Below are 20,120 nucleotides of genomic sequence, written 5' to 3' on the forward strand. Positions count from 1 at the left end.
CGGCAGCGCGTCCTGGTGCAGCGAGCCACAGGTCGTCCCGGCGCTGACGAGCCAATCGCGCAGCAACTAGAGGGCCGGCGGATGCCGCTGCACATCGTGCACTGCATCACAGCTTTTCCTGGTCGATCCGTTAGCGTTGCGCCTGGGCCGATGGGGGACTCACGCATGACATGTCGCACCACGCGGCGCGGGCTATTGCTCGGCGCCGGTTCGTTCGCGCTGTTGTCGCAGATGCCGATGGGCTTCGCCTTGCAGCACGGCGCGGCGCCGGCGAAGACCCCGGCCTTCATCGATGCGCTGATCGCGCGCATGACCGTGGAAGAAAAGGCCGGGCAGCTGACCCTGTCCGGCTCGGCGCAGCAGACCGATGCCGCCGCCGCGGCCAACCCGGTCAACGTGCGGCCTACTGCCGAAGGCCAGCTGGCCGCGGCGCGCGCCGGACGCCTGACCGGCATCTTCAACGGCTCCAACGTGCGCTGGCACCAGCAGCTGCAGCAGGCCGCGCTGCAGAGCCGGCTGCAGATCCCGCTGCTGTTCGCCGCCGATGTGATCCACGGCTTCACCACCGTGTTCCCGGTACCGCTGGCCGAGGCCGCCAGCTTCGAGCCGGAACTGGCGCAGCGCACCGCACGCGCGGCGGCGCTGGAAGCCAGCGCGGTCGGCATCGACTGGACCTTCGCGCCGATGGTCGACATCGCCCGCGACGCACGCTGGGGCCGCGGCGTGGAAGGCAGCGGCGAAGACGTGCTGCTCGGCCGCCGCTTCGCGCAGGCGCGGGTGCGCGGCTTCCAAGGCGAGGGCCTCGGCCACGCCGACGCGCTGGCCGCCTGCCCCAAGCATTTCGCCGCCTACGGCGCGGCCGAGGCCGGGCTGGACTACAACACCGTCGACATCTCCGAGCGCACCCTGCGCGAGGTGTATTTCCCGCCGTTCCAGGCCGCGTTCGACGCCGGCGCGGTGACCACGATGGCCGCGTTCAACGAGATCGCCGGCATTCCGGCCACCGCCAACACCTGGCTATTGAGCGAGGTGTTGCGTGGCGAATGGGACTACCGCGGACTGGTGGTGTCCGACTACACCGGCGACCAGGAACTGATCGCGCACGGCTTCGCCAACGATGCGCGCGATGCGGCGCGGCTGGCGTTCCTGGCCGGCGTGGACATCAGCATGCAGAGCGGCCTGTACCTGCAGCACCTGCCCGGCCTCGTCGCCGATGGCGCAGTGACGATGGCGCAACTCGATGCCGCGGTGCGCCGCGTGCTGACGTTCAAGGCCGCACTCGGCCTGTTCGACGATCCGTTCCTGCGCATCGTGCCCGAGCGCGCGCAGGCGCGGCAGCGGCGCCCGGAGACGCTGGCGCTGGCGCGCGAGGCGGCGCGCAAGTCGGTGGTGCTGCTGAAGAACGACGGCGAGCTGCTGCCGCTCAAGCGCCGCGGCCAGCGCATCGCGCTGATCGGGCCGATGGCCGCCAACTGGGTGGACAGCGCCGGACCGTGGACGCTGTTCGGCGGCGACGACAGCGGCAACGATCTGGCCACCGCGCTGCGCGCGCAACTGGCCGACCGCAACGCGCTGCAGGTGGTGGAAGGCTGCGCATTCGAACACAGCCTGCCCGGCGGCGTGCAGGCCGCGGTCGCCGCCGCGGCCAGCGCCGACGTGGCGGTGCTGGCGATCGGCGAGCCGCTGCGCTATTCCGGCGAAGCGCAGTCGCGCACCGAGATCGTCATTCCCCCGGCGCAGCAATCGCTGTTGGCCGCGGTGGCGGCGACCGGCACGCCGGTGGTGGTGGTGCTCAGCAACGGCCGCGCGCTGGTGCTGGACGGCGCGGTGTTGGAAGCGCCGGCCATCCTGGTCAGCTGGTTCCTGGGCTCGGCCTCCGGCGCGGCGCTGGCCGACATCCTGTTCGGCACATACGGACCGTCCGGGCGGCTGCCGGTGAGCTTCCCGTACGCAGCCGGGCAAGTGCCGTACAGCTACGCGCACAAGCCCAGTGGCCGCCCCGACCCGCGCCCGGATGCACTGCAGCCGTTCAAGACCCACTACCGCACCGTGCCCAACGCCGCATTGTTCCCGTTCGGCCACGGGCTTACCTATGGCCGCATCGAATACGGCGAACTGGCGCTGAGCGATGCGCGGCTCGCCGCCGGCGGCACGCTGCGGATCAGCGCGCGCATCCATAACCGCGGTGCGCGCGATGCGGAAGAAGTGGTGCAACTGTACGTCCGCGACCGCAGCGCCAGCGTCACCCGCCCGGTGCGCGAATTGAAGGATTTCCGCAAGGTCGCAGTGGCCGCCGGCGCCAGCGTCGGCGTGGAATTCCTGCTGCGCCGCGAGGACCTGCTGTTCGTCGGGCAGGCGCTGAAGCCGACGGTGGAGCCGGGACTGTTCGACGTGTGGGTAGCGCCATCGGCAGAAGCTGCCGGCGTGTCCGCCAGCTTCGAATTGGTGGACTAAGGACCGGAAGCGCTTCGCAACAGCGAACCCTGTAGGAGCGGCTTCAGCCGCGACAGACAGCATCAGCAAACCGTCGCGGCTGAAGCCGCTCCTACAGGTGCAAAGTGCCAGTCCTGCAGCGGCCGCGATGGAAATGGCGCAGCGCAGCTGTCGACTTGCTGTCCGACCACTGTTGACTGTGCTTCTCTGCAGCCATTGCACAGGCGATGCGACGCGCCTGCGGGAGCCATCCGCAACATTCACATCATTTTGTAGGAGCGGCTTCAGCCGCGACAGGCACCATCAGCAAACCGTCGCGGCTGAAGCCGCTCCTGCAGGATGCAAGGTGCAAACCCTGCAGCAGCTGCGATGGAAATGGCGCAGTGCAGCTGTCGGCTTGCTGTCCAGCCACTGTGGGAGCGACTTCAGTCGCGACGGGCCTTACCGGGAGAGCCCGTCGCGACTGAAGTCGCTCCCACAAGGTTCACCGCCCGCAACAAATGACAGAGAAGGCGCGCTAGCCTTGCATCGCCTCGGCCAGAAATGGCGCAGTCCGGCTACCGGCATGCCGCGCTACCGCCTGCGGCACGCCGGCAACGACCACCTTGCCGCCTTCATCGCCGGCCCCCGGCCCCATATCGATGATCCAGTCGCTGGCCGCGGCCACGCGCATGTCGTGCTCGACCGCCACCACCGTATTGCCCGCTTCCACCAGTCCGTGCAGTTGGCGCAGCAGCGTGTCCACGTCGGCCGGGTGCAGGCCGGTGGTGGGCTCGTCGAGCACGTAGACGGTATCCCGGCGCTGCGCGCGTTGCAGCTCGGTGGCCAGCTTGATGCGCTGCGCCTCGCCGCCGGACAGCTCGGTGGCCGGCTGGCCCAGCCGCAGATACCCAAGCCCCACCTCGCCCAACACCTGCAGCGGCCGCGCGATCGCCGCATCGTCGGCAAAGAAGTCCGCCGCCTGCGCCACGGTCATGCGCAACACCTGCGCGATGTTGTGTCCGCGCAATTCGATCTCCAGCGTCTTGGCGTTGTAGCGCGCACCGTGGCAGGTGGGGCACGGCGCGTATACGCTGGGCATGAACAGCAGTTCCACGCACACCGCACCCTCGCCTTCGCAGGTTTCGCAGCGGCCCTTGGCGACGTTGAACGAAAAACGGCCGGCGTCGTACTTGCGCTTGCGCGCCGCGGGCGTGGCGGCGAAGCGCTTGCGCACATGGTCGAACAACCCGGTATAGGTGGCCAGGTTCGAGCGCGGCGTGCGGCCGATCGGTTTCTGGTCCACCTGCACCAGCCGCCGCACGTGCTGCAGGCCATCGGCGATGCGCCCGTCGGTCGCCACCTGCGCACCGCGCTCCAGCGGATCCACGCCTTCTTCCGGATCGACGCGCTCCTGACCAAGATGCGCGCCGAGCAATTCCACCAATGCCTGGCTGACCAGCGACGACTTGCCGGAGCCGGACACGCCGGTGACCGTGGTGAACACGCCCAGCGGGATGTCCACGTCCAGTGCAGCGACGTTGTTGCGGGTGATGCCGCGCAGCTGCAGCCACGCGCTCGGCGCGCGCGGTGCGTGCGCGATCGGCGCCTGCTCGGCGAACAGATAACGGCGCGTGGACGAATCGGCGACCTGCGCCAGCCCCGCCGGCGGCCCGCTGTACAACACCCGCCCGCCCTGCTCGCCCGCGCCGGGACCGACATCGACGATCCAGTCGGCGTGGCGGATCACGTCGATCTCGTGCTCGACCACGAACAACGAATTGCCCGCCGCCTTGAGCTGATCCAGCGCCGCCAGCAGCGCCTGCGCATCGGCCGGATGCAGGCCGGCGGACGGCTCGTCCATCACGTAGACCACACCGAACAGCTGCGAGCGGATCTGCGTAGCCAGGCGCAGCCGCTGCAGTTCGCCCGGCGACAGCGTCGGCGTGCTGCGTTCCAGGGTGAGATAGCCCAGGCCCAGCTCCTGCAGGATCTGGATGCGCGCCAACAGGTCCTGGGCGATGCGCTGCGCGGCGATGGCCTGTTCGGGATGACGCTTGGCATCGCGCATGCGGCCGTCCGCAGCCGGGCGCAGCAGTTCGGCCACCTGCGTGAGCGGACGCTGCGACAGCGCACCGATGTCGAGTCCGGCGAAAGTCACCGACAGCGCCTCGCGCCGCAGGCGCTTGCCGTCGCAGGTCGGGCATGGCGTGCTCAGCAAATACTGCGACACGCGCTTCTTGATCAGCGGGCTCTGCGTGCTGGCGAAGGTGTGCAGCACGTAGCGGCGCGCGCTGCTGAAGGTGCCCATGTAGGCTGGCTCCTGCTTGCGCCGCAGCGCGCGCTGGGTTTCGGCCAGGGTGAAGCCGGGATACACCGGTACGGTCGGCTGCTCGTCGGTGTACAGGATCCAGTCGCGGGTCTTCTTCGGCAGCTTCGCCCACGGCACATCGACGTCGTGGCCGAGCGTGGTGAGGATGTCGCGCAGGTTCTGCCCGTGCCAGGCCGGCGGCCACGCGGCCACTGCGCGCTCGCGGATGCTCAGCGAACGGTCCGGCACCATCGATGCCTCGGTGGCGTCGTAGATGCGGCCCAGGCCGTGGCAGGTGGGGCAGGCGCCGGCCGGCGTGTTCGGCGAGAAGCCGTCGGCATAGATGATGTCCTGGCCCGGCGGATAGTCGCCGGCGCGCGAATACAGCATGCGCAGCGAATTGGAGATGGTGGTGACGCTGCCGACCGAGGAGCGCGTGCTCGGCGCGCCGCGATGCTGCTGCAGCGCCACGGCAGGCGGCAGGCCTTCGATGGCATCCACATCCGGCACGCCGGCCTGATCGATCAGGCGCCGCGCATAGGGCGAGATCGAATCCAGGTAGCGCCGCTGCGCCTCGGCAAACAATGTGCCGAAGGCCAACGAGGACTTGCCGGAGCCGGACACGCCGGTGAACACCACCAGCGCATCGCGCGGCAGCGCCACATCCACATCCTTGAGATTGTGTTCGCGGGCGCCGCGGACGCGGACGAAACCGGAGGCGGAAGAAACGGGCGGCTTGGGCATGGCTGCAAAATTGGCGAGACCTTGCGCCAGCTTAGCGGGTCGGGTGGAGGTGGCCGTGTAGGCTGGCGCAATGGGTACGGCGTCACGTTCCACCATGCACATCTGCCAATGGCCCTGCACTCTTGCAGGAGCGCTTCGGCCCACCGCTCTTTGAAGCGATTAGGCCCGCCACTTCGCTGGTCGCGGCTGAAGCCGCTCCTACAGGAAAACTTGCGACAAGCCGGCTAGGTGCACTGTGGGAGGGACTTCAGTCCCGACGCGGTCCACAATCAGCACCCTCACCGCTTCGCTCGTCGCGACTGAAGTCGCTCCCACATGGAGCTTGCGACGAACCGGCCGGATGCACTGTAGGAGCGGCTTCAGCCGCGACAGGCAGTCTGGATTGTCGATACATCCCGGTCGGGGCTGAAGCCCCTTCTACAGAAAAAATTGCGGCAAGCCGGCTGGATGCGCTGTGGGAAGGACTTCAGTCCCCGACGCGGTCAGCAGCCACGCTCCTGCCGCTACACATAACGCGGAATCGGCCCCAGCTGCGGCGTCTGATCCGGCAGCTCCACTTCGGTCTCGTCCACATAGCACCAGCCCCAGCCTTCCGGCGGGTCGTAGCCCTCGATGATCGGGTGCGCGGTCTTGTGAAAATGCTTGGTGGCATGGCGATTGGGCGAATCGTCGCAACACCCGACATGGCCGCAGCTGCGGCACAGCCGCAAGTGCACCCAGGGGCTGCCGATCTTCAGGCACTCCTCGCAGCCGCGCGCGCTGGGCGTGACCTCGGCGATGGTGGACAGATGGGAACACTTGGCGGTCATGGGCTGGCCCTCTCGACAATGGCCGGCGCGGCACTGCGCCGCGCCAGGAACTGATGGATCTGCGCGACCACCGCCGCGCCCTCGCCGACCGCCGCCGCCACGCGCTTGACCGAACCGGCGCGCACGTCGCCGATCGCGAACACGCCCGGCCGGTCGGTCTCCAACGGCAGCGCCGGCACCTGCCCAAGTGCAGGCTCGGCACCGGTGACGACGAAGCCGGCATGGTCCAGCTGCACGCAACCGTCCACCCAGGCGCTGTTGGGATCGGCGCCGACGAACAGGAACAGGTGATGCAGGTTGCAGCGATGCGTCGCCCCACTGGCACGATCGCGAAATTCCGCGCTCGCCAGGCGCTGCGCATCGTCGCCCTGCAGCGATACCACTTCGGTGCCGGTATGCAGCTCCACGTTCGGCAACGCGGCGATGCGCTCGATCAGATAGCGCGACATCGACGCCTCCAGCCCGGCGCCGCGCACGATCAGGTGCAGCCGCTTCACCTTCGGCGCCAGGAACACCACCGCCTGCCCCGCGGAATTGCCGCCGCCGACCAAGGCCACTTCCTCGCCCTCGCACAGCCGCGCCTCCACCGGCGAGGCCCAGTACGACACGCCGTTGCCCTCGAACGCGGCCAGGTTGGCGATGTCCGGACGCCGATAGCGCGCGCCCGACGCGATCACCACCGTGCGCGCCTGCACGCGCAGGCCATCGCGCATCTGCAGCTGCAGCGGCGCCGCGCTGCAGTCCTCGGCGGTGGCCGCATCGCAATGCAATTGCGCCACTTCCAGCGGCAACGCCAGCTCGGCGCCGAACTTCAGCGCCTGGTTGTACGCGCGCCCGGCCAGCGCCTGCCCGGAGATGCCGGTGGGAAAGCCCAGATAGTTCTCGATCCGCGCCGACGCGCCGGCCTGGCCGCCGATCGCGCGCTGATCCAGCACCAGCACCGACAGCCCTTCGGACGCCGCATACACCGCGGTCGCCAGGCCGGCCGGGCCGGCGCCGACGATCGCCACGTCGTAGCGCTTGTCGGGGTCCAGCTCCGGCGTCATGCCCAGGCAATGCGCGGCCTCGGCATCGCTGGGGCGGCGCAGCACCTTGCCGCTGGGGCAGACCATCAGCGGCAGTTCGTCGTGATGAATGCCCAGACGCTCGACCAGCGCGCGGCCCTCGTCGTCGTTGGCCGCATCCAGGAAGGTGTTGGGATAGCCGTTGCGGGTCAGGAAGCCCTGCAAGCGCGTCAGCCGCGCCTCGCCCGGCTCGCCGATCAGCACCGAGCCGGCGGTGTCGCCTTCGATCAGCCCGACCCGGCGCAGGATCAACGCGCGCATCACGATCTCGCCGACATCCGCCGAACTGATCATCAGCGAGCGCAGATGCGCCGCATCGAACGGCACCGCCACGCAGCCCTCGGCCCCGGCGCGTCCGCCGGCCAGCGAGGCGCGGCCGGCCAACTGGCTGACCTCGCCGCTGAACTGCCCGGCGCCGTGCTCGGTGACCGGCTTCTCGTGGCCCAGCCCGTCGCGGCGCACCACCGCGATCGTGCCCTTCAGCACCAGCCACACCGGCGCCGGATGGTCGCCGACGGCGAACACTTCTTCGCCCGGCGCGAACGTGCGCGGCGCGCCGCTGGCGAAACGGCGCGCGGTCTCCACCTGCGCCGGCTCGAGCACCGGAAACATCTGATGGCGACGGGTATCGGCCAGGCTCATCGGCATCCTTGTAGGTAACGGGCGACAACCCGCACAGCATGCGATGCGTGCGCGCCGCGGGCAATCACCCATTCTGGGAGGGCCCTCCCCTTCTCCCACCAGGAGAGGGGCCGGGGTGAGGGTACGGGCGCAGCCTCGCGTTCTCAGTGAATGCGGCCGTCTTCGTCGCGGCAAAGCCGCCCTGCATCGCCGCCACGTACACGCAGGTATGGTCCGCACCACGCACCGCAGCCATCGTGCCGGCGCTCTTGTGTTCGACCGGCAACACCCCATCCAGTGGTTGCTGGCAATGCCGATGCCACCCGTCCCACTTCTTTCTCAGGGAACGCTCATGTCCGTCTCGATGTACCGCCTTACCGTCCCGGTGTTCCTGCGCGGCCTGGACGTGCTGCACCGCTATGTCGATCTCGCCGAGCGCCATGCGCAGGACAAGGGCCTGGATCCGCAAAGCCTGGTCGACGCACGCCTGGCCCCGGACATGTTCGCCTTCGCCGGCCAGATCCAGCGCGCCTCGGATACCGCGAAGAACACCATCGGCCGCCTCAGCGACATCGTGCCGCCGAAGATGGCGGACGACGAAACCACCCTGGCGCAGCTGCGCGAACGCATCGCCGCGACGCAGCGCTTCCTGCACAGCGTGGATGCTTCTGCCCTGGATGCTGCACAGGACCGCGCGGTCTCGCTGAGCGCCGGCAAATTGAAGGCCGACTTCACCGGCAGCGACTACCTGCTGACCTTCGCCCTGCCGAACTTCTTCTTCCATGTCGCCACCGCGCACGCGATCCTGCGCCAGCAAGGCGTGCCCGTGGGCAAGCTCGACTACCTGGGGTCGTTCGACACGGCAGAAACCGAGAACGCTTAAAGCCCCTCTCCCCTCGGGAGAGGGGTTGGGGTGAGGGCCGGCGCGAAGCGACTCGCTGATCAAAACACACGAAGCTGCGCCCGCACCCTCATCCGCCCCTGCGGGGCACCTTCTCCCACCGGGAAAAAGGGAACAGCCTAAGCCCCTCTCCCCTCGGGAGAGGGGTTGGGGTGAGGGTCGGGCGCGAAGCGACTCGCGGAGTTCGAGCGCACGAGGCTGCGCCCGTACCCTCATCCGCCCTGCGGGGCACCGTCTCCCACTGGGAGAAGGGAACAGCCGTAGCCCCTCTCCCCTCGGGAGAGGGGTTGGGGTGAGGGTACGGCGCGAAGCGACTCGCGGAGTTCGAGCGCACGAGGCTGCACCCGCACCCTCATCCGCCCTGCGGGGCACCTTCTCCCGATGGGAGAAGGGAACAGCCTAAGCCCCTCTCCCTCGGGAGAGGGGTTGGGGTGAGGGTCGGGCGCGAAGCGACTCGCGGAGTTCGGGTGCACGAGGCTGCGTCCGTACCCTCATCCGCCCCTGCGGGGCACCTTCTCCCACTGGGAGAAGGGAACAGCCGTAGCCCCTCTCCCACCGGGAGAGGGGTTGGGGTGAGGGTACGGCGCGAAAGCGACTCGCTGATCCAAACGCACGAGGCTGCGCCCGCACCCTCATCCGCCCCTGCGGGGCACCTTTTCCCACTGGGAGAGGGGTTGGGGTGAGGGTCCGGCGCGAAAGCGACCCGCAGACCCAACCTCACAAATCCGCACCTGTCAGCGTCGAAGACGGCACCTGTCGCCCCAGGCGACTACGCCAACAAAGGCACCGCAAGCCCACCCGCATCGTCCGCAGCAAACGCCTCACCCGCCAACGCATGCATCCGCGCCACCGCCGCCGCGAACGGCCGCAGCACCGCCACGCCGCGTTCGGCGAACACCGCGTGCAGCGCGGCGTAGTACCACAACGTCCCCTCGCGGCCGGCAGTGAAACGTTCGAACACCTCGATGCCCACCCGCGGATCTTCCAGATCCGCGACGATGCTGCGCGCGTTGTAAAGCTTGTCGCAGGCCGACACCAACAGCACCGCATCCGGCGCCTCGCGCAGATGCGCCAGATACGCCTGCTTGCGGGTGCGCCAGTGGCGGCGCCGGGCCGGCACGTCTTCGTGCGCCGCCTTGCGCTCGGCGCTGGCGTCGGTGCAGCCCATCACGATCGCCGCCACCGCATCGCCGAACTGCGCACGGATCACCGCCTCGTGGCCGGCGCCGCAGTCCTCGACCACGTCGTGCAGCAACGCCGCGATCGCCTGGTCTTCATTGCCGCCGGCCTCCAGCACCAGCGTCGAGACCCCCAGCACATGGCTGAAATACGGCACCGTGCCGCCCTTGCGGAACTGGCCGGCGTGGGCGATGCGCGCATAGTCCACGGCACGCGCATAGAGTTCGGTGAGAGCGGTCATGCGGTCTTCCTGACGGAGCAGACCCCATTATTGCGGAATCCACGCGCCGTCGCGGCAGCAACGGTTCAGCCCGACGGCGGCCGCACCCGGAATACCACGCTCATCCGCGGCGCCACCGGCCTGGCGGTCTTGGGAATGCCGTGCTCGTGGGTGAGCTGCGAGGCGTGGCTCATCGCCAGCAGACTGCCCGGCGCCAGTTCCACGCCGATGGTGCGCCGATCGCCGGCCTTGGCGCGGATGTTCATGCGCCGCGGCGCGCCCAGCGACACCAGCGCGATCGGATGCGGGGCAACCAACGTATGCAGCTTGTCGTTGTGCATCGCCACGCTGTCGCGGCCGTCGCGGTACAGGTTCAGGCCCACATCGGTGTACGGCGCCGGCACCCGCGCCTGCACCGCCGCGTGCAGTTCGCGCAGCGGCAGGTCATCGGGCAACGACTGCAGCCGGTACGAGGCCAGCAGCCGCGGCACGTCCACCACTTGGTCGTACATCGGCCGGCGCAGGCTCTGCCAGCGCGCGCCATCGCGCAGCGCCTCGAACCACGCCTGCGCCAGCGCCGGATCGAGCAGCTGCGGCCAATAGCGGATACCGCCCTCGGCATCGGGCACCAGGCAATGCGGGGCGGCGTCGGAGTGGGCGAACAGATCCATGGGCACAAGATGGGGACGCGGCAGAGAAGGCGCCATCCCAGCATCTGAACGGATCAGCGGCTGCGACGCGGCGAAATGTCGCAGCTCACGATGGGGAATTCTTACTTTTCGCCCGCGCTGCGTTAACGTTCCGCTTGGGAGCATGCAAAATGTCCCGACACCACACCACAGGCGATACGCACGCATGACAGCAGCGCGCAGGACGACGGAAAGCATGACCACAGCAGCCGCCACGCCCCTCCACAGCGCCCACGGCGCCGACGCCTCCGGCAACAACGGCGTCCAGGCGCCCGCCGAGGCGCTTCGCCCACGCCGCGCATCGACCAATCGCAGCGAGGTGTTCCAGTCGCCCCTGTCCGCAGGCGGTGCCGACAGCGACCTGCGCCGCCGCGAGCGCGCGCAATTGGCGACCAGGGTGGCCGCGGTCGGCACGATTGCCGCCGTGGCCGCGGTTGCCGCCCTGATCGCCTGGCGGCGCGCGCGGCGCTAGCCGATTGCGACGCCGGCGTTGCGGCTGCGTCGTAACCGCGGCAGGGCGTCGGATGTCGCCGTAATCGCCTGGCGGCGCAGCCGCCGCTAGATCGCAATGCGTGCGGCAAGGTCGTCGCGCGGTGCAAATCGACATTCTCGTAGTGCGGCGCGCAAGCTTGCCGTCGCGTAGCGTGCGCCTTTGCGCGGCTATCGCGCCATCGCGATCGCCCTTCACGCTCCCTGTCCATTTCGTTCACCCGACCGCATCCGCACGGTTTTCATACTGGGACATCGCTGGCCCTGCCGGGTGCGTCCACCCCGGCACCGCGCCTGTCTTTCCCCCATCGCAAGGAGACCTTGCATGTCCGATACCAAGAATCAGTACACGATGCAGAATCCGCTGACCCAGTTCCCGCAGCCGGAATTCCCCAACCAGACCCAATCCCCGCCCGGCACCGTGCACGCGCTGCAACCGGCCGCCGACCATGGCGAGCAGAGCTACCGCGGCTTCGGCCGCCTGGCAGGACGCAAGGCGTTGATCACCGGCGCCGACTCGGGCATCGGCCGCGCCACCGCCATCGCCTATGCGCGCGAAGGCGCCGACATCGTGCTCAACTACCTGCCCGAGGAGGAAGCGGACGCCGCCGAGGTCGTCGCGCTGATCGAGGCCGAAGGGCGCAAGGCGGTACGCCTGCCCGGCGACCTGCAGGACGAGGCGTTTTGCCGGCGACTGGTGGCCAAGAGCGTAGAAGCGCTCGGCGGGCTGGACATCCTGGTCAATGTGGCCGGCAAACAGACCGCGGTGAAGGACATCGCCGAGCTGAGCACCGAACAGTTCGAGGCCACCTTCCGTACCAACGTGTTCGCGATGTTCTGGCTGTGCAAGGCCGCCGTGCCGCACCTGCCGCCGGGCGCCACCATCATCAACACCACCTCGATCCAGGCCTACCAGCCCTCGCCGATGCTGATCGACTACGCGCCGACCAAGGCCGCCATCGCCAACTTCACCCAGGCGCTGGCGCAGCAGCTGGCCGACAAGGGCATCCGCGTCAACGCGGTGGCACCGGGCCCGGTGTGGACCCCACTGCAGCCCAGCGGTGGGCAGCCGCCGGAGAAGATCCCGGCATTCGGCTCGGAAACCCCGCTCAAGCGCGCCGGCCAGCCGGTGGAGATGGCGCCGCTATACGTGCTGCTGGCCTCCCAGGAATCGAGCTACATCACCGGCGAGATCATCGGCGCCACCGGCGGCCTGTTGCTGTCTTGAGCCAACCAGCCGTGCCCGCCCGCACGCCACGCCTGCAGCGCGATGCCGACGGCACCGCGCCGATCGAAAGTTATGCCGCACTGGGCGACGGCCGTTCGGTGGCGCTGGTCGCCGCCGACGGCAGCATCGACTGGTGGTGCGTACCGACGATGGACGCACCGCCGTTGTTCGATCGCCTGCTCGACGCACGCGACGGCGGCCGCTTCGCGGTCACGCCCGTCGGCGTCACCGAGGTGCAACGCCGCTACCGCGACGGCAGCAACGTACTGGAAACCGTGTTCCGTACCGCCAGCGGCAGCGCCCGCCTGACCGAGTCGCTCAACAGTGGCGAGGCCGGGCGCCTGCCGTGGTCGGAACTGGCGCGGCGGCTGGAAGGCCTGGACGGCGAAGTGGAATTCGAGATCCGCTTCCGGCCCGGCACCCGCGCCGGCAAATCCACGCCGTGGCTGAGCGACACGCCCAACGGCCGCGTCTTCCACGTCGGCCCGGTGATGGCGATGTTGCGCCACTCGCAGGCGCTTACGATTTCCGACTACGACGACCGTGGCGTGCAAGCCCGCCTGCGCCTGCATGCCGGGCAGCGCGAGGTGATCGCGGTGCTGGCCGCGCAGGACGAAGCGCTGCCGGTGCCGCCGCTGCAGGACATCGACGCGCGCATCGAGCGCAGCGACCAGGAATGGCGCGAGTGGACCGGCAACCTGCACTACGACGGCGGCTACCCCGACACCGTGATGCGCTCGGCGCTGGCGCTGAAGTTCCTGTGGTTCTCGCCCACCGGCGCCATCGCCGCCGCGGCCACCACCTCGCTGCCCGAAGGCATCGGCGGCAACGGCAACTGGGATTACCGCTACGCCTGGGTGCGCGACGCGGCCTACACCACCAAAGCGTTCCTGCGCGTGGGCGCACTGCCCGACGCCAAGGCCGCCTTCGCCTGGCTGCTGCGCACCATCGCCAGGCACCGGCCCTGGATCCGCCCGTGCTACACCTTGCAGGGCGACCTGGTGCCGGACGAACGCGAGATCGACCTGCCCGGCTACCGCCAGACCCGCCCGGTGCGCGTCGGCAACACCGCCAACGACCAGCTGCAGCTGTGCCTATATGGCGACGTGTTCGAAATGACCGCGCGCTTCCTCGACCACGGCCACATCCTCGACCCGCACACCGCGCAGCAACTGTTCGAACTCGGCAACGAATGCGCCGACGCCTGGATGCGCAAGGACGCCGGCTTCTGGGAACTGGAAGACGCCCAGCACTACACCATGTCCAAGATCGAGTGCTGGATGGCCCTGCGCCGCGCCAGCGAGCTGGCCGAAGCCGGGCACCTGTCCAGCGCCATGCTGCCGCGTTGGCAGCGCGAGCAGGCGCGCATCCTGGACTGGATCGACGCGCATTGCTGGTCGCAGGACAAACAGGCCTACACCCTGCACGCCGGCAGCGACGCGCTCGATGCCGGACTGATGCTGGCGTCGCGCTTCGGCCTTGGCGAGGTGCGCCGCGATCGCATGATCGCCACCCGCGAAGCGATCCGCCGCGAACTCGGCAACGGCGACGACGGCGCCCTGCTGCACCGCTACAGCGGCATGCAGGAGCGCGAAGGCGCGTTCATCGCCTGCAGCTTCTGGATGGTGGAAGCCTACGGCCTGCTCGGCGAACGCGACGAAGCCAAGCGCCTGTTCGAACGCCTGCTCGACACCGTCGGCAACGACGTCGGCCTGCTGCCCGAACTGGTCGACCCGCACAGCGGCGCCGCGCTGGGCAACATGCCGCAAGGCCTGAGCCACCTGGCGCTGATCCACGCCGCGCTGGCGGTGGGCGGCGAATGACCGGCTTGCCCCTCCACACGCACCGCCGCACGCACTATCCTGCGGCGGCGCACGCGGGCATCATGCGTGCCGGTTTCTTCAGAATCTCCGCATGACCGCTCCCGCCATCCCCTACGCCGTCGGCCAACTCTGGCGCTGCAAGGGCCGCACGCCCGACGAATCGCCCACCCTGCTGATCAACCAGATCGACCAGCATCCCCTGGGCGGCGAGATCTACCACGTGACCCTGCGCGACGTCCGCGTGCGCCAACCCGCCCTGCCGAGCGGCTGGATCGACTCCCTGCCGCATGCACCGGTGATCGCACAGACCTTCGAACGCAGCGACGCCACCTTGATCGGCACCGACACGCCCGACCCGGCCTACCGCGAAGGCTACGCCCAGTGGAAAGCCGCATTCGACGCCGGCAACGCCGGATCGTTCGGGGTCAGCGTGGCCACGATCCTGGAGATCGTCGAGCGACAGTTGAACGGGCAGCCGCTGCGCTGAGTGCTGCGGGGTTGCTGGCAGCGTCAGAGTCAGAGTCAGGGCCAATCCGAGTCTGCTGATCAGCGGGCGCGCGGCATGCGCAATGACGCGCGCCGCAGCCGCGTGTGACAGACAGCGCCCGCCTGTCGGCCTTGTCGAAATCGACAGGCACCGCCGGCCCAACTACAGTGAAGGCCCCGCCTCTCGCCACGCCAGCGGAGCGCGAGGCACTGGGCGCACACAAGGAGAAGCGCATGAAGCCACGGCTCGTCGCCACCCAGATCGCCGGCCTCTTGTTCCTCGCAAGCGCATGCGGCACGTCCGCCGCCGCAAAGAAGACCCCGATGGCCTCCGACGTGCTGGCCGTTCCTGCCGACGTGCCGACCCGTGTGCTGTTCACCTGTGCCCAGGACACCATCGCCCGGTTCTCCGACACCAGCAGTTCCTGGCCCAAGGTCACCCGCAACGACGCCGCTGCCGGCGTGCTGGAATCGGGCGATTTCCCCAAAAAGAACCGCAGCGGCTTCCGCATGCGCATCGAGCGCCCGCGAGGAGCCGTCCAGGCGAAGATCACCCTCAAGGGGGCCGGCGCCTACTTCGCCGACCTGGGCGTGGACCAGGCACTGGCGGACCTCAAGTCCGAGCTGGACACCTGCATCGCCAGCCAACCGCTGTAGTGTGGCTCACCAGGGAAGGAACACCCATGCGCGACTATGCGATCGAAGCACGCTTGCTCTGCATTGTCGGCATCGCCGGCCATGCCTACTGGGTGCTGCGCGACGCGCGCGGCAACGCCCTGGCCGAATTGCACGGCCTGGCCACCGACCGATACACCGGCACGCCGATCCCGATCGGCACCGACGCCCGCAGGCACGCCCTGCGCGCCTGGCACTACCCGCACGACACCGATTATGCCAACGCCATCGGCGCCCAGCCCGACCGCACCAGCTACCTGCGCGACGGCCAGCCATCGCGCACCGCCGCCAGCGGCGACAAGCACGAAATCCTGGCGCGCTGGCATGCGGCGCTACGCGCCATGCCCGAACTCAACGCCCAGGACCTGGACTACCCCAACTACGGCTTCAAGCTGCTCGGCGCCACCATCAACAGCAACTCCGCCTTCCGCACCTTCGGCGAACTGATGGGCGTGCCGGTGCCGGGTTTCTCCCGCAGGCTGCAACCGGGCATCGGCAACTGCATGATGCCGCGCGAGCGCATCGCGGCGCTGTGCTACCGCGAGCAATCGGTGCGAGACCGGCAGCGTGTCGAAGCGACCACATGCGACCTTCCAGTCAGAACCGAACGCCTGCTCGCGGACGGGCAATCGATCACTTGACGGATGGCGCGACGGCCGGGACGGCGGCTGTCTTTTTGACCGCTTCGACCCTGCTCCAACTCAGCACTTGGCTTGCAGGAATCAAGAAGCGCGGTTTGTGCTCATCGCTGATTCCACCAGGCGGAGACACGTAGAAATCCGCCCCCAATCGGGTCAAAACATCGACGGACGGCAGCACATATACGTTCGATCCGGGTTGCGCTGGGTTACAGCTCGCTTCCAGCCAGGTTGCCTTGACGATCTGGCAGCCCTGCTCTGTCAATTGCAGTTGCACGCCTGGTAGCATGCCGATGCCGAGCTTGCGCACTGTGATATCTACTGTGCCGAGCAATGAACCGCTATACAAAATTACCATAAACATCACAGACCCAAAGACCCTAAGGCGCTTAGAAAACTCAATGCGATGGGTAACGTAAATACCCCAATGGGAAATGACGACCATTAATGCCGCAAAGAAGAGATAGATCCAATCCAAGGGCCTAGTTGGAGGTGCCATATAGCTGACGGCAACTCCCGCAAGCGGCCAAAATAGCTGGTATATCATCAGAAATAGCAACAGCGAACCAAGGCGCTTTCGAAAGAATGGCCCGAGCCGACGGACCCAATCCACTTCCGAGAAAGCAAGAAGTAATGCTAAGGGAAGCGACCCGATGCACAATCCAACTCCAACCCCATAAGTTACCAAACTGCCGAATTTCCAATGTTCAAGCCCTAAAAAGATGGTGTAATACAAAGCACTGATCAACGCTGCTAAAGCGAATATCCAAAAGCTGCCAAATACACGCTTTCCTTGCTTTCCTAAGACAAGCTGAGTACGACTACGATTAGATTTCAATCCCTTGCGTGGCGCATCGCCTTGTCTTGGTCTGGGCGGCACTGGCAGCAGATGCTGATGAACCAGAAATCCAATACTCCAGGCAGGTAACGCAAGCACTGCCAGAAGGCTAAAAAGCGCAAGCCCACCCAATAGCGCCACGGCACTCAACACTACGCCAAGATCGCCGAGCGACAACGACGGCACGTAGCCGATGCGCAGGAAGTGGGCCAGCACCATGCCACCGCCCCAACAAGGTACCCACCACTTCAGATCCACCCCGAAGGTCTGGCGCAACATGCGCCACAGCGGCACGGCCGGCGCATTGCGCTTCTCCGGCCGCTCGCCAGCCTCGCCGCCGCTGGGTACATCCACCTTACTCTGCTGCATCATGGCTCCTTAGCGTCTGGCGCCTCGCTCCCGAGCCGGCAAGCATAATGGCGCCGCTGCACCGCGGTCACATTACGGGCGAAGCCACGGCGTCTCCCTACCGGCGCCATCCCCGTGCGCCCAACACTAATGCTGGCGTCGTGCCGGCCACGACACCTCGCGCAACACCATGTCCACTTGCTCCGCGAGCAGTTCCATGCATACCGCCAGCTCGCCCGCACGTACCTTCGGCGCGGCCTCGCGCTCTTCGTCCACAGTGCGTGGCTGCGCTAGTCGCGCTAGGAAACGCATATGATCGCGCAGCTGCTGCAGGCGGTACTGCGCTTCTTCTGGCAGGTAATAGCCAGGATCCGAATCGGGATGACGGGCGGCCTCGGTCATAGCATCTCTCGCCAAACGGCATGAAGATCCACCCGTTTTCGGAGGTGGTAGCCCGCTGTACGAGGAGTTCCTAGGCTCCGTGTAGCAATCCTGCTATCGCAGGCGCGACGCGTCAAGTCGTCTCATCAACTGGGTCTTGCATGCTGCAAGCGATGATTGGCATGCACCTGCTTTGTATACGAATTGCTCCAAAGCACCTTCGGTATTGCGAACCGATCGCGCGCGGCAATGTAAAGACTTGTCAGCCACTGCGCATCGGTTCAAAGTTCGAGCGAGCAACGGAAGGCATTCAGGGGGGAAAGCCGAGCGTGATCGTTTATCAGTCGACCCGCGCCGCGTTCCTGCAAGACTCGGAACAGCAGGCAATCGAGGACATCATCTCCACCGCCTTCCTCAAGAAGACGGGCCGATACGCACCGGAGAGCGAGTTCCGTGCCTGGCGCCACTCGCTCACCCAGATGGCCGACGTCCTCAGCGACGACAGCCTGCCCGCGGACATGGGCGTCGGCATCGAGTTCGGCATTCCGCAGACTGCCAAGCGCATCGATTTCATCCTGAGCGGACTCGGCGAGGCCGAAGAGCCGCGGGCGATCATCGTCGAACTCAAGCAATGGTCCACGTCTACCGTCACCGACAAGGACGGCATCGTGAAGGCGCAACGCGGCGGACCGACCGAGACCGAAGGCCCGCATCCGTCCTACCAGGCTTGGTCGTACGCGGCCCTGCTACAGGGCTTCAACGAGGCGGTGCACGAAGGCGGCGTCCAGCTACAGCCTTGCGCCTATCTGCACAACCACTTCCGCGACGGAAGCATTGACGATCCGCGCTACACCGCCTACACCGACAAGGCGCCGCTGTTCCTGCGCGGCGTGGAAGAGAAGCGCAAGCTGCGCGACTTCATCCGCCAGCACGTGCGCCAGGGCGACAACGGCGATTTGCTCTACAAGATCGAACACGGCCGCATCCGCCCTTCCAAGATGCTCGCCGACAGCGTGGTTGGCATGCTCAAGGGCAACCAGGAATTCGTGCTGATCGACGAACAGAAACTGGTCTACGAAACCTGCCTGGCGCGCGCCGCGCAGGCCAGCGCCAAACGCAAGCAGGTGGTGATCGTCAAAGGCGGTCCGGGCACCGGCAAGTCGGTGGTGGCGGTGAACCTACTGGTTGAGCTGACAAAGCGCGGCACCACCACCAAGTATGTCTCCAAGAACGCTGCGCCGCGTGCCGTGTACGCGCAGAAGCTGGCCGGCCACATTCGCAAAATCGAGATCGGCAACCTGTTCTCCGGCTCGGGCAACTTCCACCAGACCGAACCGAACGTATTCGGCACGCTGGTAGTGGATGAAGCTCACCGCCTCAACGAGAAAAGCGGCCTGTACGGCAACCTCGGCCAGAACCAGGTCATGGAGCTGATCCGCAGCGCGCACTGCACCATCTTCTTCGTCGACGACGACCAGATCGTCACCCTCTCCGACATCGGCCATACCGGCGAACTAAGGCGTTGGGCCGCACACCTTGGCGCCGACGTGACCGAGCTGGAACTCGCCTCGCAGTTCCGCTGCGCCGGCTCGGACGGCTACATCGCTTGGCTGGACAACTTCCTTGGCATCCGCGAAACCGCCAACACCGATTTCGACCGCGACGCCTTCGAATTCGGCATCGTCGACTCGCCAGTAGAACTGCACAACCTGATCCGCGAGAAGAACAAGCTCAACAACAAGTCGCGCGTGGTGGCCGGCTATTGCTGGGACTGGAAGAGCAAGAACAACCCGGATGCCTGGGACATCGAAATTCCGGAACACGACTATCGCGCGCAATGGAACCTTGGAAGCGATGGCAGCTTGTGGGCTGTCGCCGAGAACTCGGTCGAGCAAGTCGGATGCATCCACACCTGCCAGGGACTGGAACTGGACTACGTGGGTGTGATCATCGGGCCGGATATGGCTTGGCGCGAGGGTCAGGTGTTCACTGATCCAAGTCAGCGGTCTAAGCAGGATCGCTCTATCCGCGGATACAAGTCGCAGTCCAAGGGCAATCCCGTTGTCCACGACCGTGTGGGTCGGATCATCCGGAATACTTACAAGACATTGATGAGCCGAGGCATGAGGGGTTGTTATGTCTATATAAGCGATCTGGACTCTAAAGCTGCAATGAAATTCCTAAAGCCATCTGATACGGACGTCCAGCAAACCCTTGCCATAAATTAGCGCATGTTCGGAACACGGGGCAGCATGCATTCCATC

The 20,120-nt window shown here is 67.1% G+C and carries 16 protein-coding genes; 9 read left to right on the forward strand and 7 right to left on the reverse strand.

Annotation, left to right across the window (positions count from 1 at the left end; all coding sequences use genetic code 11):
* Positions 1-165 precede the first annotated feature (165 nt).
* Entirely contained in the window at positions 166-2,454 is a 2,289-nt protein-coding gene (locus AB3X08_RS15850; RefSeq protein ID WP_369933786.1) for a glycoside hydrolase family 3 N-terminal domain-containing protein, read from the forward strand.
* A 496-nt stretch (positions 2,455-2,950) separates the two neighbouring features.
* On the opposite strand, the gene AB3X08_RS15855 is transcribed toward AB3X08_RS15850, so the two are convergent.
* From AB3X08_RS15855 to AB3X08_RS15865, 3 genes are all read right to left on the reverse strand, one after another.
* A complete protein-coding gene (locus AB3X08_RS15855; protein ID WP_369933787.1) occupies positions 2,951-5,467 on the reverse strand; it encodes an excinuclease ABC subunit A in 2,517 nt (838 codons plus the stop codon).
* Between the two features lie 503 nt (positions 5,468-5,970).
* Positions 5,971-6,276, reverse strand: a complete 306-nt coding sequence (locus AB3X08_RS15860) for a UBP-type zinc finger domain-containing protein (protein WP_184411541.1) — start codon at positions 6,274-6,276, stop codon at positions 5,971-5,973.
* Positions 6,273-7,982: an FAD-dependent oxidoreductase gene (locus AB3X08_RS15865; RefSeq protein WP_369933788.1), complete on the reverse strand. Its 1,710-nt coding sequence runs from the start codon at positions 7,980-7,982 to the stop codon at positions 6,273-6,275. Before AB3X08_RS15865 ends, AB3X08_RS15860 begins: the two co-directional genes overlap by 4 nt.
* A gap of 331 nt (positions 7,983-8,313) precedes the next feature.
* Between AB3X08_RS15865 and AB3X08_RS15870 the strand changes: the two genes are divergently transcribed.
* Positions 8,314-8,844 carry a DUF1993 domain-containing protein gene (locus AB3X08_RS15870; protein ID WP_369933789.1) on the forward strand — a complete coding sequence of 177 codons (531 nt, stop codon included), beginning with the start codon at positions 8,314-8,316 and terminating at the stop codon, positions 8,842-8,844.
* A 787-nt stretch (positions 8,845-9,631) separates the two neighbouring features.
* On the opposite strand, the gene AB3X08_RS15875 is transcribed toward AB3X08_RS15870, so the two are convergent.
* Positions 9,632-10,282, reverse strand: coding sequence for an HD domain-containing protein (locus tag AB3X08_RS15875; protein WP_369933790.1), 651 nt, complete (start codon positions 10,280-10,282; stop codon positions 9,632-9,634).
* 65 nt (positions 10,283-10,347) lie between these two features.
* Entirely contained in the window at positions 10,348-10,932 is a 585-nt protein-coding gene (locus tag AB3X08_RS15880) for an alpha-ketoglutarate-dependent dioxygenase AlkB (protein ID WP_369933791.1), read from the reverse strand.
* A 214-nt stretch (positions 10,933-11,146) separates the two neighbouring features.
* On the opposite strand from AB3X08_RS15880, the gene AB3X08_RS15885 reads away from it, so the two are divergent.
* The 6 genes from AB3X08_RS15885 to AB3X08_RS15910 all read left to right on the forward strand — a co-directional run bounded on the left by AB3X08_RS15885 (position 11,147) and on the right by AB3X08_RS15910 (position 16,292).
* A complete protein-coding gene (locus tag AB3X08_RS15885) occupies positions 11,147-11,422 on the forward strand; it encodes a hypothetical protein (RefSeq protein WP_369933792.1) in 276 nt (91 codons plus the stop codon).
* Positions 11,423-11,764: 342 nt separating this feature from the next.
* A complete protein-coding gene (locus AB3X08_RS15890; protein WP_369933793.1) occupies positions 11,765-12,667 on the forward strand; it encodes an SDR family oxidoreductase in 903 nt (300 codons plus the stop codon).
* Between the two features lie 11 nt (positions 12,668-12,678).
* Positions 12,679-14,490: a glycoside hydrolase family 15 protein gene (locus AB3X08_RS15895; protein WP_369938551.1), complete on the forward strand. Its 1,812-nt coding sequence runs from the start codon at positions 12,679-12,681 to the stop codon at positions 14,488-14,490.
* Positions 14,491-14,581: 91 nt separating this feature from the next.
* The gene (locus AB3X08_RS15900; RefSeq protein ID WP_369933794.1) at positions 14,582-14,977 is read left to right on the forward strand and encodes a hypothetical protein; all 396 of its coding nucleotides are present in this window, start codon (positions 14,582-14,584) and stop codon (positions 14,975-14,977) included.
* A 233-nt stretch (positions 14,978-15,210) separates the two neighbouring features.
* Entirely contained in the window at positions 15,211-15,633 is a 423-nt protein-coding gene (locus AB3X08_RS15905) for a hypothetical protein (protein ID WP_369933795.1), read from the forward strand.
* Positions 15,634-15,659: 26 nt separating this feature from the next.
* The gene (locus tag AB3X08_RS15910; RefSeq protein ID WP_369933796.1) at positions 15,660-16,292 is read left to right on the forward strand and encodes a hypothetical protein; all 633 of its coding nucleotides are present in this window, start codon (positions 15,660-15,662) and stop codon (positions 16,290-16,292) included.
* Here the strand turns inward: AB3X08_RS15910 and AB3X08_RS15915 are convergent.
* The gene (locus AB3X08_RS15915) at positions 16,285-17,496 is read right to left on the reverse strand and encodes a hypothetical protein (RefSeq protein ID WP_369933797.1); all 1,212 of its coding nucleotides are present in this window, start codon (positions 17,494-17,496) and stop codon (positions 16,285-16,287) included. The genes AB3X08_RS15910 and AB3X08_RS15915 overlap by 8 nt on opposite strands.
* Before the next feature lie 126 nt (positions 17,497-17,622).
* Positions 17,623-17,877 carry an XAC0095 family protein gene (locus tag AB3X08_RS15920; protein WP_369933798.1) on the reverse strand — a complete coding sequence of 85 codons (255 nt, stop codon included), beginning with the start codon at positions 17,875-17,877 and terminating at the stop codon, positions 17,623-17,625.
* Between the two features lie 140 nt (positions 17,878-18,017).
* Here AB3X08_RS15920 and AB3X08_RS15925 point away from each other — a divergent pair, with 140 nt between their 5' ends.
* Positions 18,018-20,084: a DNA/RNA helicase domain-containing protein gene (locus AB3X08_RS15925; protein WP_369933799.1), complete on the forward strand. Its 2,067-nt coding sequence runs from the start codon at positions 18,018-18,020 to the stop codon at positions 20,082-20,084.
* Positions 20,085-20,120 lie beyond the last annotated feature (36 nt).

It is taken from the genome of Xanthomonas sp. DAR 34887 (assembly GCF_041245805.1).
GTDB lineage: Bacteria > Pseudomonadota > Gammaproteobacteria > Xanthomonadales > Xanthomonadaceae > Xanthomonas_A > Xanthomonas_A tesorieronis.

What these genes read in the sequence shown, in the direction of transcription:
- AB3X08_RS15850 (WP_369933786.1), top strand. Translation starts at nt 166, where the DNA reads ATGACATGTCGCACCACGCGGCGCGGGCTATTGCTCGGCGCCGGTTCG.
- AB3X08_RS15855 (WP_369933787.1), bottom strand. Translation starts at nt 5,467, where the DNA reads ATGCCCAAGCCGCCCGTTTCTTCCGCCTCCGGTTTCGTCCGCGTCCGC.
- AB3X08_RS15860 (WP_184411541.1), bottom strand. Translation starts at nt 6,276, where the DNA reads ATGACCGCCAAGTGTTCCCATCTGTCCACCATCGCCGAGGTCACGCCC.
- AB3X08_RS15865 (WP_369933788.1), bottom strand. Translation starts at nt 7,982, where the DNA reads ATGAGCCTGGCCGATACCCGTCGCCATCAGATGTTTCCGGTGCTCGAG.
- AB3X08_RS15870 (WP_369933789.1), top strand. Translation starts at nt 8,314, where the DNA reads ATGTCCGTCTCGATGTACCGCCTTACCGTCCCGGTGTTCCTGCGCGGC.
- AB3X08_RS15875 (WP_369933790.1), bottom strand. Translation starts at nt 10,282, where the DNA reads ATGACCGCTCTCACCGAACTCTATGCGCGTGCCGTGGACTATGCGCGC.
- AB3X08_RS15880 (WP_369933791.1), bottom strand. Translation starts at nt 10,932, where the DNA reads ATGGATCTGTTCGCCCACTCCGACGCCGCCCCGCATTGCCTGGTGCCC.
- AB3X08_RS15885 (WP_369933792.1), top strand. Translation starts at nt 11,147, where the DNA reads ATGACCACAGCAGCCGCCACGCCCCTCCACAGCGCCCACGGCGCCGAC.
- AB3X08_RS15890 (WP_369933793.1), top strand. Translation starts at nt 11,765, where the DNA reads ATGTCCGATACCAAGAATCAGTACACGATGCAGAATCCGCTGACCCAG.
- AB3X08_RS15900 (WP_369933794.1), top strand. Translation starts at nt 14,582, where the DNA reads ATGACCGCTCCCGCCATCCCCTACGCCGTCGGCCAACTCTGGCGCTGC.
- AB3X08_RS15905 (WP_369933795.1), top strand. Translation starts at nt 15,211, where the DNA reads ATGAAGCCACGGCTCGTCGCCACCCAGATCGCCGGCCTCTTGTTCCTC.
- AB3X08_RS15910 (WP_369933796.1), top strand. Translation starts at nt 15,660, where the DNA reads ATGCGCGACTATGCGATCGAAGCACGCTTGCTCTGCATTGTCGGCATC.
- AB3X08_RS15915 (WP_369933797.1), bottom strand. Translation starts at nt 17,496, where the DNA reads ATGCAGCAGAGTAAGGTGGATGTACCCAGCGGCGGCGAGGCTGGCGAG.
- AB3X08_RS15920 (WP_369933798.1), bottom strand. Translation starts at nt 17,877, where the DNA reads ATGACCGAGGCCGCCCGTCATCCCGATTCGGATCCTGGCTATTACCTG.
- AB3X08_RS15925 (WP_369933799.1), top strand. Translation starts at nt 18,018, where the DNA reads ATGCTGCAAGCGATGATTGGCATGCACCTGCTTTGTATACGAATTGCT.